The organism is Symbiobacterium sp. (assembly GCF_040797425.1).
Taxonomy (GTDB): Bacteria; Bacillota; Sulfobacillia; order Symbiobacteriales; family Symbiobacteriaceae; genus Symbiobacterium.
Map to the genome: position 1 here is coordinate 25856 of NZ_JBFNEH010000040.1, position 11835 is coordinate 37690.

Below are 11835 nucleotides of genomic sequence, written 5' to 3' on the forward strand. Positions count from 1 at the left end.
ATATCCCTTGCGCGCTCCGCTCGACACCTGCCGGCACATCCTGGTGCTGCTCCTCGTCGTCCTGAGCATCCCGGCCTGGGGCTGCACCCCCACGCGGGTGGTGGACCACGAGCAGTGGGCGCCGGAGGAACGGATCATCCTCCAGTTCTCCCACGTGGTGGCCGAGAACACCCCGAAAGGCCAGGCCGCCCGACGCTTCGCGGACCTCGTCTACGAGCGCACCGGGGGCCGGGTGGAGGTGCAGGTCTTTCCCAACGGCAGCCTCTACGGGGACGGCGAGGAACTGCAGGCCCTGCGGGATGGCCGGGTGGACCTGATCGCTCCCTCCACCGGCAAGCTGGCCCAGCTTTTCCCCGAGTGGCAGGTCTTCGACCTTCCCTACGTGTTCGCCGACCACGATGCGGTGGTGGCGGCCATGGAGGGGCCGGTTGGCGACCGGCTCTTCCAGGTGCTCCGGCGCCGGGGGCTGATGGGGCTCACCATGTGGAGCAACGGCTTCAAGCAGATGACCTCCGCCCGGGGGCCCCTGGTCACGCCGGAGGACTTCGAGGGGCAGGTCTTCCGGGTCCAGCCCTCCCGGGTGCTGGTGGAGCAGTTCCGGCTGCTGGGCGCCACCGGGGTGCCCATCGGCTTCCACGAGACCTTCCGGGCCCTGGAGAGCGGCCAGGTGGACGGGCAGGAGAACACCCCGTCCAACATCTACTCCAAGAAGTTCCACGAAGTGCAGCGCTACATGACGCTTTCCGATCACGGCTACCTGGGTTACGTGGTGCTCGTGGACGCCGACCGCTGGCAGAACCTCGACCCCGAGGTGCAGGAGGCCCTCCTCTGGGCCCTGGAGGAGGCCACCCGCTGGAACCGGGAGAACGCGCCCCGGATCAACGCCGAGGACCTGGAGCGCATCCGGGCCTCGGGCCGGCTCGAGATCCACGAGCAGACCCCGGAGGAACGGGCGGCCTGGGCAGCGGCGCTCCGGCCCGTCTTCGACTCGTTCCTCGCCACCCTGCATGACGACCAGCTGATCCTGGCGCTGGAGGAGCTCAGGCGCGCCGGCTTCCCTGCGTCAGAGGCCCCATAGAGCAAGCCATGACCGAAAGGAGAAAAGGCGATGAAGAGAGGTCCCGTTCGCGTCCTTTCGCTCCTGTTGGCCGCGCTGCTCCTGGCCGGCTGTGGGGGCGCTGCCACGCAGAGCCCCGGTTCGTCTGCGCCGTCCAACTCATCGGGCCCCGGCGACTCGTCGGACACCGCTGCCCCGTCTGACTCGGCCAGCCAGGCCGACACGTCGGAGCCGATCGAGATCGGCGTCATCACCTCGCTCACGGGCAGCGAGGCCAAGTTCGGCGAGGCCCACATGCGGGGCTACGAGATCGCCCTGGAGGAGATCAACGCCGCCGGCGGCGTGCTCGGCCGGCCGCTGAAGCTGGTCGTGGAAGACGACGCCTCCAAGCCCGAGAACGCCATCTCCGCCGCCGAGAAGCTGGCCACCCAGACCAAGGTGCCGCTGATTATCGGATCCTACACCTCCGCGGCGACCCTGCCGGCGGCGCAGACCGCCACCAAGTACCAGGTCCCGTTCATCGTGCCCACCGCCGCAGCCGACAACATCACCGAGTTCGGCTCCAAGTACGTCTTCCGCATCAACTCGCCTTCGTCCGAGTACGCCAACACCGCCATCAACTTTCTGATGGACCAGGTGAAGCCCCAAACCCTCGCCATCATCTACGAGAACACCAACTTCGGCACGTCCACCGCCCAGCCGGCCAAGGAGCTGGCCGAGAAGGCAGGCATTCAGGTGGTGGCCTTCGAGGGCTACGCCAAGGGCGCACCGGACTTCAAGCCGATGCTCAGCCAGGTGAAGAGCAAGAATCCCGACGCCGTGCTCTTCGTCTCGTACCTGCTGGACGCCACGCTGCTGATGCGCCAGATCCGGGAACTGGACTTCAACCCGAAGGTCTACATCGGTGCGGGCGCAGGCTTCTCCACGCCGGAGTTCGTGCGTGAGGAGGGCGCCGGCAAGGACGCCGAGTACACCTTCTCCGCCACCCTCTGGACCACCGACGTCACCTGGAAAGGCGCCAGGGAGTTCACGGAGCAGTTCATCGAGCGGTACGGCGTCGAGCCCGCCTACCACTCCGCCGAGACCCACGCGGCCCTCTACCTGGTGAAGGACGTGCTGGAGCGGGCCGGCTCGCTCGACCGGCAGGCGGTGCGCGACGCCCTGGCCGCCACCGACCTGGGCCCGGACGCCACCATCTTCGGCCCGGTGAAGTTCGACGAGAAGGGGCAGAACGCCCACCCGATGCTGGTCACGCAGGTCCAGAACGGACAGTACGTCACGGTCTGGCCGCGCGAGTACGCCGCAGCCGACCCCATCCTCCCCACGCCCACCTGGTCTGAGCGGAAGTAACGCAGGACGCGACGGCGCCCGGCAGGCTGCTGCCGGGCGCCTTGAAAAAAGGGGTTGAACGTGTGGAGCTTCTGGCACAGCTGCCGCAGAACCTGGTGAGCGGCCTCCTGCTGGGCGGCATGTACGCCCTGATCGGAGCCGGTCTCGCCCTGGTCTACGGCGTGATGGATATCGTGAACATGGCGCACGGCGCCTTCCTGATGGTGGGCATGTACACCACCTATCTCCTGGTGACCCATCTGGGGATTGACCCGTACGTGGGGATCCCGATCACCGCCCCCGTCCTCTTCCTCATGGGGATGCTGATCCAGCGGCTGGTGATCCACCGCGTCGCCACGGCCTCCCACATGAACCAGATCCTGCTCACCGTGGGACTCTCCATGGTGCTGGTCAACACGGCGCAGCTGCTCTTCACCGCCGACTACCGGCAGGTGCGCACCAGCTACGCCGAGACGGTCATCCGCATCGGCGGCGTCGCGATGAACCTCGCCTATATCATCTCCTTCGCCGTCGCCGTGGCCATCACCGTGGCGCTCTACTGGTACCTGATGAAGTCGGAGTTCGGGCGGGCCCTGCGCGCTACCGCGCAGGACCTCCACGCCGCCCAGCTCATGGGCATTGACGTGCAGCGGGTCCAGATGACGGCCTTCGGCCTCGGCATGGCTCTGGCCGGTGCCGCCGGCGCCCTGCTCACGCCGGTCTACTACCTCTACCCCACCGTGGGGGAAAACTTTGGCCTCAAGGCGTTCACCATGGTGGTGCTGGGCGGCATGGGCAGCGTCGTGGGTGCGGCGCTGGGCGGCGTCACCCTGGCCCTGGCCGAGTCGATGGGGCAGATCTTCGTCGGCCACGAGCTGAAGGACGCCATCGGCTTCATTGTCTTCGTGCTGGTGCTGCTGCTGAGGCCGCAGGGGCTGTTCGGGAGGGCGCGGGCATGAGCAGGGTCAGGGAGATTGTGCCGCCCCTGCTGCTGGCGGTCATCGTGCTGTCGGTGCCCCTCTTCCTCAAGAACCCGTACTGGCTCAACGTGCTCATCCTGGTCCTGGTCTGGACGGCCCTGGGCAGCGCCTGGAACATCGTGGGCGGCTATGCCGGCCAGCTCAGCCTGGGCCACTCGGCCTTCTTCGGGCTGGGGGCGTACACGCTCGCCATCACCGCCACCCACCTGGGCTGGAACCCCTGGCTCGGCATCGCCCTGGGAATGGTCCTGGCCGTGCCGCTCTCCCTCTTCATCGGCTCCATCACCTTCCGCCTGCGGGGCCCCTACTTCGTGCTGGGCACGCTGGCCATCGCCGAGGTGCTGCGGCTGGTGGCCCTGGCCTGGCGGTCGGTGACCAACGGCGCGGTGGGCATCATGGTCCCCTTCCTGTTCCAGGGGGTCTCCCGGGCGCCCTACTACTGGTTCATCGCCGTGGTGGCCATCGTGGCGGTGGGCATCACCTGGTGGATCGAGCGGCACAAGGTGGGGTACTACCTCACGGCGATCCGGGAGGACCAGGAGACCGCCGAGTCGATCGGCATCAACACCACGGGCTACAAGAACCTGGCCCTGGTGATCAGCGCCGTGCTGGCGGCCGCGACCGGCGCCTTCTACGCCTCCTACCTCTCCTACATCGAGCCCGACATCGTCCTCTCGGAGCCGGTCTCGCTGCAGATGGCCATCGTGGCGATCATCGGCGGGCGGGGCACCGTGTTCGGCCCCGCCGTCGGGGCGACGCTCCTGGTCTTCGCCAGCGAGCTCTTCCGGGCCCAGTTCAAGCAGGCGCACCTGCTCATCTACGGCCTGCTGCTCATGGCGGCCATCCTCTTCCTGCCTGGCGGCGTGCTGGGCACCCTTCAGCAGCGGCTGAAGGCGCGCCGGGCCGCGCGGGCAGCCCTCACCGGGTCCACCTTCGGCGTCCGGAAGGAGGCGAGCTGAGCATGGCCCCGCTGCTCGAAGTCCGAAACCTCACCAAGACCTTCGGCGGCCTCTGCGCCGTGCGGAACGTCTCCTTCTCGGTGCAGAAGGGCGAGGTGCTCTCCATCATCGGCCCCAACGGGGCGGGCAAGACCACCGTCTTCAACCTCATCTCCGGCTTCCACAGCCCCACGGAGGGTGAGATCCGCTTCAAGGGCGAGGTCATCAACCGGCTGAAGCCCTACCAGCGGGCGCTCCGGGGCCTGGGCCGTACCTTCCAGATCGTGAAGCCCTTCCCCGGCCTCTCCATCCTCGAGAACGTGATGGTGGGTGCCTTCGCCCGTACGAACTCGGTGGCGCAGGCCCGGGAGGACGCGATGCGCATCCTGGCGTTCGTGGGGCTGGAAGGCCGGGCGCACCTGCTGGCCTCCACCCTCACCCTGGCCGGTCGGAAACGGCTGGAAGTGGCGCGGGCGCTCGCCACCAAACCCGACCTGATCCTGCTGGACGAGGTCTCGGCCGGCCTCAACCCCACCGAGGTGGAGGAGATGATCGGGCTGCTCCGGCGGCTCGCCGACCTGGGCGTGAGCTCCGTGGCCGGCGTGGAGCACGTGATGCAGGTCGTGATGACCCTCTCAGACCGGGTGGTGGTGCTCAACCACGGCGAGATGATCGCCGAGGGCACCCCGCAGGAGGTCGTGAACCACCCGGCGGTCGTTGCGGCCTACCTGGGCGGGGAGGTGGCGTCCCGTGCTTGAGCTGCGTGACGTGGTGGTGGACTACGGCGACGTGCGGGCGCTCTGGGGCGCCTCCCTGGCCGTGGAGAAGGGTGCGATCGTGGCGCTGGTGGGGGCCAACGGCGCGGGCAAGTCCACCACGCTGAAGGCGATCTCCCGCATCGTCCCCATCCGCAGCGGCTCGATTTTTTTCGAAGGCGAGCCCATCCACACCCTGGCCTCGCATCAGGTGGTGGCCCGGGGCGTGGTGCACGTGCCCGAGGGGCGCCGGCTCTTCCCGAAGATGACGGTGAAGGAGAACCTGCTGGTGGGCTCCCACGTGCCCGAGGCGCGGCGGAAGCGCAGCGAGGCCCTGGAGCGGGTCTTCGCCCTCTTTCCGAAGCTGAAGGAGCGGGAGAACCAGCTCGCGGGCACGCTCTCGGGCGGCGAGCAGCAGATGGTGGCCATCGGCCGCGGGCTCATGGCGCAGCCGAAGGTGCTGATGCTGGACGAGCCCTCCCTGGGCCTGGCGCCCATCATCGTGAAGGAGGTCTTCGCCATCGTCCGCCGGCTGCGGGACGAGGGGATCACGGTGCTGCTGGTGGAGCAGAACACCGCGCAGTCCCTCGCCATCGCCGACCGGGGGTACGTGATGGAGAACGGGCGCATCACGCTCTCGGGCACAGGGGCTGAGCTGCTCGAAAACGAGCACGTAAAGAAGGCGTACCTGGGGGCGTAGCGCTCGGGGGTGGCACGTGAAACACGCCTGCCCCGGGGCGTAGGACACGGGTGCCACGTGACAGGGGCTGTTCCGGGATCAGCGGGGGTCCCGCCGGAACAGCCCCACTCGTATGAGGTAACCGATCTCGCGGTGCATGCCCCGCCCGACCTGCCCGAACGGCAGGTTCGCCGCGCCCGACTCAGGCGGAGGCCTGCCGGAGCCGCCCTTCCGTACTGTCCGGCCGCGAACCGACCTCCGACTCAGTCCGCCCGCAGGCGGGAGAGCACCCGCAGGGTGGTCATCGCCCGGACCAGCGTGGGGCTGGTGAAGGAGACGGTCCGCCCGTCCAGCCGCTCCACGGTGGGGACGAACGAGGCCAGCGTCGCCAGGTCCGTGCTCCGGTACTCCAGTTCGATCCGGTACGGCCCGGGAAGCCGCACGGGTAGGGCGGTGCCCACGAGCCGCATCGCCGCCCGGGCTCCATCGTGCACCAACTGCCGGCCCCGGGTCGGATGGACGAGCTGCGCCGTCTCCCGGGCCATGCCCGTTTTCACGGCGACGAACTCCACCGGGTCCAGCAGCGTCCGGACCGCCGGCTCCAGCCGGGCGTCGCCGGTCACCAGCACCACGGGCACGCCGAACTCGCCGGCGACGGCGGCGTTCAGTTCGGCCTCGGAGACCGGGCGGCCGTTCAGCCGCACCGCGTGGAAGCTGGCCCCGTTGATGGTGTGGGCGAGTATCCCGTCGCCGTCTCCCGCGGCAGCGTGGTAGCCCACGAAGAAGGCGGCGTCCCAGCCCTGCTCGATGCCCTGCATCATGCCCAGAGGTTTGAGCCACCCCCGGATGACCTCAGCCCGGGGGTCCAGTTCGTCCAGCAGCAGGTTGTTCATGCTGCCGTGAGAGTCATTCACCAGAACCTGTGTCGCGCCGCCCTCGAATGCCGCCGCGATGGCAGCGTTGGTCTCGGCCGTCATCCACCGGCGGGCGAGCTCGTAGTCGTGGCCGCCGGGATGAGTCTCCGCTGCCGTGGTAACGCCCGAGATGCCCTCGATGTCAACGGAGATGAAGATCCGCATACTGATGCCTCCTATCACGTTTCAAGTATATACTGGCAGGGTTCGCGGCGGGGGGAGTCAAACTCTCTCGGGCATGACACACCCGAGGGGTTGCCCACCTCGCCGCTGCGCACCTTCTTGCTCTGGACCGACGGCAGGCGCCAGGGCCTCTCGGACGTCACACGCCCGGGAGGCTGCTGACCTTGTCGCTGCCCAACTTCTTGCTCTGGACCGACCGTAGGTGCGAGGGCCTTTCGGACATCACACGCCCGGGAGGCTGCCGACCTCGCCGCTGCGCCGCTTCTTGGTCTAGACCGACCGCAGGTGCGTGGGCCTCTCGGACATCACACACCCAGGGGGCTGCCGACCTTGCCGCTGCGCACGCTGCTCGCTCTGATCGTCGCCGTCTTGTCAGTGGGCTGTTCCTCCATCATCATCCGGCTCTCGGCTGCCCCGGCGCTGGTGCTGGCGTTCCACCGCATGGCGATCACGGCGGCGCTGCTGGCCGTCCCGGTGCTGCTCAGGGAGCGGGCGGCCCTCAGGCGCCTCACCCGGCGCGACTGGCTGCTGCTCACGGGAAGCGCCTTCGCCCTGGCCCTGCACTTCTGGGCCTGGATCGAGAGCCTTCGCTTCACCACGGTGGCCAGTTCCACCGTGTTAGTAACAGCCAACCCGTTCATCGTGCTGCTGCTGGGTTACTGGCTCCTGGGCGAGCGGACGAGCCGGGCCGGCCTTGCCGCCATGGTGGTGGGCGTGGTGGGCGGAATCCTCGTCGGCTGGGGCGACTTCCGGGTGAGCGGGTCTGCCCTCTTCGGCGACCTGCTGGCCTTCCTCGGCGCGGTGACCGTCTCGGGCTACACCGTCGCCGGCCGCCTCGCGCGGCAGCGGATGTCGGCCACGCTTTACTCCACGGTGGTCTATACCATCACTGCCTTTTTCCTGTGGCTTTTCATGCTGCCGCAGGGCATCCCCCTGGTGCCGTACCCGGCCCGGGAATGGGCACTGTTTGCCGCCCTGGCGATCATCCCCACCATTTTCGGCCACACCCTCTTCAACTGGGCCTTGCGCTGGGTGAGCGCCGCCACCGTCTCCATGGCCACCCTCGGCGAGCCCGTGATCGCCACCATCCTGGCGTGGTTCCTGTTCCGGGAGGCGCCGGGGTGGACTACCGTCGTCGGCGGCACGCTGCTGCTGACGGGCATCGGGCTGTTCGTGCGGTACGGGTCGCCGCCGCAGGGGAGCCTTGAGAAGATGCCCCCCCGGACTGGCCCCGGCTTCCCACCCCCAGCGGCTCTGTAACCCGACTGGAACGGGGGTGCGCAGTGCGGACCCGGCATGGCCGTCGGGGGATTGCCTCCACGGCTGCCGCGAAGCCCGGCGGTGCGAGCTTGTGGCTGGTACCATCGTATCCTTTCGCCCACCTCTTCCGTGGTAATGGGTGAACGTTCACCACGGAGGGATGCGTACATGGAGCTCCCTGACACCCTGCAGCGCCTGGGCCGCCCGGTGGAGGAGGCCCGCAAGGCGTTCATGCGGCTCATCGAACCCCACCGGCGCGACCTCTGGCGCTACTGCCTGCGCCTCACCGGGTCGGCCTGGGACGCCGACGACCTGATGCAGGAGACCATGCTGCGCGCCTTCGCCCGGCTCACCTGGTGGGAGCCGGTGGAGGCCCGCCCCTACCTCTTCCGCATCGCCACCAACGCCTGGATCGACGACCTGCGGCGCCGACGGGCCGTCCCGGTGGAGCTGGACGCGCAGGAACCGGCCCGAGCGGAGCCCGACCCCGTCGAGACGTGGGCGGCCATGGAGCACCTCGTCGCCGCGCTGCCGCCGCGCCAGCGGGTGGTCTTCCTCCTCACCCAGGTCTTCGACTTCACCGCCGGGGAGGTCGCGGCCATGCTGCGCACCACCGAGGGTGCGGTGAAGGCGGTCCTGCACCGGGCGCGGGCCGGTCTGCGGGCCGCAGCCGCCGGCGAGGAGAGACAGGTCTCTGGCCCGGGGTCCCAGGCCAGCGCTGACCCGCAGGCAGGCCTACCGGGCCAGGGACCTCCGAGCGCGACGGCCAGGGAGGCCGCCGCCTCCGGCACGCGGCCGGCGGTTCGGGCCACCGCTCCTGTACCGAATGCGGTCGTCGCCGCGTACCTGGATGCCTTTAACCGCCGGGACCCCGACGCCATCGCAGCGCTCCTCACCGAGGGCGCCGAGTGCGACATCGTGGAGTGCGGCGTGGAGTACGGCCGGGAGGCCATCCGGAAGTACTCGCTGGCGGACTGGGCCCGGGATCCCCGCCCGCAGTGGGCCGAGTACGGCGAGCTGGACGGCGAGCCCGTGGTCTTCGTCTTCTTCCGGACCGAGCAGCACGAGCGGGCCCTGGGGCAGCTGGTCCGGCTTACCACCGCGGGGGACCGCATCACCGCCATGCGGCTGTGCTACTTCACGCCCGAGCTGATCGAGTACGCCGCCCGCAGGCTGGGCGTGCCCGCCTGCACGTGGGGCTACTTCCACCAGTGGGAGGGATAGGCAGTGGGGAATCGACCCACCCGTGCGATTCCGGTGCGTGATCTGGAACAGAGCCTGCGGTTCTACACGGAGCGGCTGGGCTTCCGGCTGGTGACGCGCTACCCGGACGCCGCTCACCTGGAGACCCCGGCAGGCCACGTGCTCCTGGCGGGCCCGTCCGCCGGCGACCTGGCCAATTACCTGGCGCCGCATGGGACGGCGGTCCGGCCGGGGGCGGTACTCTACTTCTTCACCCCCGACCTGGACGCGACCGCCCGGGGTCTGCCGGAGGCAGTACTGGTGCGGACGGACTGGGGGGAGCGCAAGCTCGAACTCCCCGATCCCGACGGCTACACGGTCAGCTTCTGGACGGAAAACGACCTGACGCCGGAGCAGGCCCTGGCCCTGTTCCGCTCGGCCCCCGAACGGCTTGAAGCCGCGCTGGAAGGGCTCACCGAGGCGCAGCTGGACCTGGCCCGGGCGCCGGGCAAGTGGTCGATCCGGCAGATCGTCCACCACATGACCGACTCCGCCGTGGGCGCCATCGCCGGCCTGCGCTACGCCATCGCCGAGCCGGGCCGCCTCTACCGCCCGAACCCGTACAGCCCCGACGCCTGGGACGAGGGACTCCACTCCCACCGACGGCCGGTCGGGCCCTCCGTAGCGCTGTTCCGGGCGGTGCACGAGCACCTGGTGCAGCTGATCGAGTACGTGCCGGGGGCGCTCGAGCGCTACACGGTGAACGAGGCCGGGACGAAGATGACCGTCGGCCGGATGGTGGGAATGCTGGCCTGCCACGCGGCAGGCCACACGGAGCAGATCTGGGAAACCCGGCGGGTGCACGGGATTTGAGCGGTGCGCACTCCGGCCGGTATCTACAGGCCCCAGTCGCCCCTGAGGTGATCGATCACGGCCACGGTGACAGCCAGGAGGGTGAAGAGAAACCCCAGGCACCACCCGATCACAGCAGCCTGTGACACGGTATCCTTGAGGGACAGACCGGCAATCAGAAAGGCACTGCCGCACAGCAAGAGCATCCCCACGTGCCGGCGCATGTACCTGCACCCCCATCCGGCCGGCGACACGGCGCGCGTCTGGCCTGCGGACGTGCCCCTGAATGAAGGGCCGTTTCCGGGGTCAACCCCGGCCCCAACGGGGACCACTGCTCCCGTGGGCACGCCCGCCGACATCCAACCCTATGCAGGGCAGGCGCCGTCGTAGTCCAACCGGGAAGACAGGTGCGGGGGATGGTTTCCACATCGGGAACCATCCCCCGCACGGTTCCAGCACCGGCGAACAGGGTCCGCTACCGTGGGAGTCCGAACCACCGGACTCAATCGAGCGAGAACGGCGGGTACGCGTCCGTCAGTCCCATCAGCCAGGCCTGCACGCGCACGTTCCAGCGGTTGTAGCCCACCATGAAGTCCCAGAGCGCCCTGGGGTAGCGGCCTGTGAGGACCACGGCGAACCAGGCGACCAGCATCACCGCCACGGCGGCTACGGAGAGGAGCCAGAGGATAACCAAATGCGGGAGCAGAAACAGGGGCTTGAGCGGCATGAGCAGCATGAGCAGCCGCGACGACCGCGCCGGGTGGCGCCCGATGAGGTGGAAGGGGTAGCCCGTCGTGCTGCCTGCGGCAGCCTCGAAGCCATGCTGATAGCCAAGCTGGTAGCCCTCGTTGTACGCCTGCTGCACATCCTGGGTCACTCCGTAACCGCTCCTTTCTTCAATTTCACCGCGGTAGGCTGCGGCGCGCCGCCTCCTGCGATCGGCTGGCGCCCCGTCCCGGGCCGCCCTGCCCTTGCCCTGCGGACCCGTCGCACTGCCCGACACGACCGGCCCAGGTGACCTCGCCTGCATGCCCGGATTGCCGATTTGCTACCTAATGATGTACAATTCGCGTCGTTAGCGGCCCGCATCACACGGTCTCGAGGAGGAAGCACAAGATGTGGAAGCTCTATGCGGTCCTCTCAGCAGTGTTCGCAGCTCTCACGGCGATCCTGGCGAAGATCGGCATCAAAGGTGTCGACTCGAACCTGGCCACGGCCATCCGCACCACCGTCATCATCTTCCTGTCGTGGGGCATCGTCTTCGCCGTCGGCGCCCACCACGGGATTCGCACGCTCAACCGCGTCAACTGGACCTTCCTGATCCTCTCCGGCCTGGCGACCGGCCTCTCGTGGCTCTTCTACTACAAGGCCATCTCCCTGGGTGACGTCTCCAAGGTTGCCCCCATCGACAAGTCCAGCATCGCCCTCACGCTGATCCTCTCGTACTTCATCCTCGGCGAGAAGTTCACGCCCACTACCCTCCTGGCCGGCGGGCTGATCGTCGCCGGCACCTTCCTGATGCTGTGGAAGTAGGTGCGAGCACCGTCCGGCGGGCATTCGACCGCCTGGCCGGTCACCCGGCAGAAACCGCCTGTCGGTAGACGGCAAAGCCGGTTCGGACCTCAACATACTGACGCCGGTCGGACCCCCCTGCCCGCAGGTGGCAGGGGGGTCTGCGCGCAGGCGCTCTGCGGGCCACCGGACCC

13 protein-coding genes are annotated in these 11835 nt (G+C 68.8%); 10 read left to right on the plus strand and 3 right to left on the minus strand.

The genetic code is table 11. The features are described from left to right. Positions 1–7 precede the first annotated feature (7 nt). The 6 genes from AB2385_RS12685 to AB2385_RS12710 all read left to right on the plus strand — a co-directional run bounded on the left by AB2385_RS12685 (position 8) and on the right by AB2385_RS12710 (position 5759). Positions 8–1078 (plus strand): TRAP transporter substrate-binding protein, encoded by a 1071-nt coding sequence (locus AB2385_RS12685; RefSeq protein ID WP_367655381.1) that lies wholly within the window; start codon positions 8–10, stop codon positions 1076–1078. A gap of 30 nt (positions 1079–1108) precedes the next feature. Next, positions 1109–2407 carry an ABC transporter substrate-binding protein gene (locus tag AB2385_RS12690; protein WP_367655382.1) on the plus strand — a complete coding sequence of 433 codons (1299 nt, stop codon included), beginning with the start codon at positions 1109–1111 and terminating at the stop codon, positions 2405–2407. Positions 2408–2469: 62 nt separating this feature from the next. After that, positions 2470–3345 (plus strand): branched-chain amino acid ABC transporter permease, encoded by an 876-nt coding sequence (locus AB2385_RS12695; RefSeq protein ID WP_367655383.1) that lies wholly within the window; start codon positions 2470–2472, stop codon positions 3343–3345. Continuing rightward, the gene (locus AB2385_RS12700; RefSeq protein WP_367655384.1) at positions 3342–4325 is read left to right on the plus strand and encodes a branched-chain amino acid ABC transporter permease; all 984 of its coding nucleotides are present in this window, start codon (positions 3342–3344) and stop codon (positions 4323–4325) included. Before AB2385_RS12695 ends, AB2385_RS12700 begins: the two co-directional genes overlap by 4 nt. A 2-nt stretch (positions 4326–4327) precedes the next feature. Further along, positions 4328–5062, plus strand: coding sequence for an ABC transporter ATP-binding protein (locus AB2385_RS12705; protein ID WP_367655385.1), 735 nt, complete (start codon positions 4328–4330; stop codon positions 5060–5062). Further along, positions 5055–5759 carry an ABC transporter ATP-binding protein gene (locus tag AB2385_RS12710; RefSeq protein WP_367655386.1) on the plus strand — a complete coding sequence of 235 codons (705 nt, stop codon included), beginning with the start codon at positions 5055–5057 and terminating at the stop codon, positions 5757–5759. Before AB2385_RS12705 ends, AB2385_RS12710 begins: the two co-directional genes overlap by 8 nt. Positions 5760–6001: 242 nt before the next feature. Here AB2385_RS12710 and AB2385_RS12715 read toward each other — a convergent pair whose 3' ends face one another. Next, entirely contained in the window at positions 6002–6817 is an 816-nt protein-coding gene (locus AB2385_RS12715; protein WP_367655387.1) for a M55 family metallopeptidase, read from the minus strand. Positions 6818–7165: 348 nt separating this feature from the next. On the opposite strand from AB2385_RS12715, the gene AB2385_RS12720 reads away from it, so the two are divergent. From AB2385_RS12720 to AB2385_RS12730, 3 genes are all read left to right on the plus strand, one after another. After that, complete coding sequence (locus AB2385_RS12720) at positions 7166–8095, plus strand: DMT family transporter (protein WP_367655388.1); 930 nt, start codon at positions 7166–7168, stop codon at positions 8093–8095. Positions 8096–8263: 168 nt separating this feature from the next. Beyond that, on the plus strand, positions 8264–9319 hold the full coding sequence (locus AB2385_RS12725; RefSeq protein ID WP_367655389.1) for a sigma-70 family RNA polymerase sigma factor: 1056 nt from the start codon (positions 8264–8266) through the stop codon (positions 9317–9319). Positions 9320–9322: 3 nt separating this feature from the next. Next, the gene (locus tag AB2385_RS12730; protein ID WP_367655390.1) at positions 9323–10150 is read left to right on the plus strand and encodes a DinB family protein; all 828 of its coding nucleotides are present in this window, start codon (positions 9323–9325) and stop codon (positions 10148–10150) included. A 23-nt stretch (positions 10151–10173) separates the two neighbouring features. Here the strand turns inward: AB2385_RS12730 and AB2385_RS12735 are convergent, their stop codons facing one another. Together AB2385_RS12735 and AB2385_RS12740 are read right to left on the minus strand one after the other, a co-directional pair. Next, the gene (locus tag AB2385_RS12735; RefSeq protein WP_367655391.1) at positions 10174–10353 is read right to left on the minus strand and encodes a hypothetical protein; all 180 of its coding nucleotides are present in this window, start codon (positions 10351–10353) and stop codon (positions 10174–10176) included. 278 nt (positions 10354–10631) lie between these two features. After that, positions 10632–11006 (minus strand): DUF4389 domain-containing protein, encoded by a 375-nt coding sequence (locus tag AB2385_RS12740; RefSeq protein WP_367655392.1) that lies wholly within the window; start codon positions 11004–11006, stop codon positions 10632–10634. A 239-nt stretch (positions 11007–11245) separates the two neighbouring features. Here AB2385_RS12740 and AB2385_RS12745 point away from each other — a divergent pair, with 239 nt between their 5' ends. Next, positions 11246–11662 carry an EamA family transporter gene (locus AB2385_RS12745; RefSeq protein ID WP_367655393.1) on the plus strand — a complete coding sequence of 139 codons (417 nt, stop codon included), beginning with the start codon at positions 11246–11248 and terminating at the stop codon, positions 11660–11662. Positions 11663–11835 lie beyond the last annotated feature (173 nt).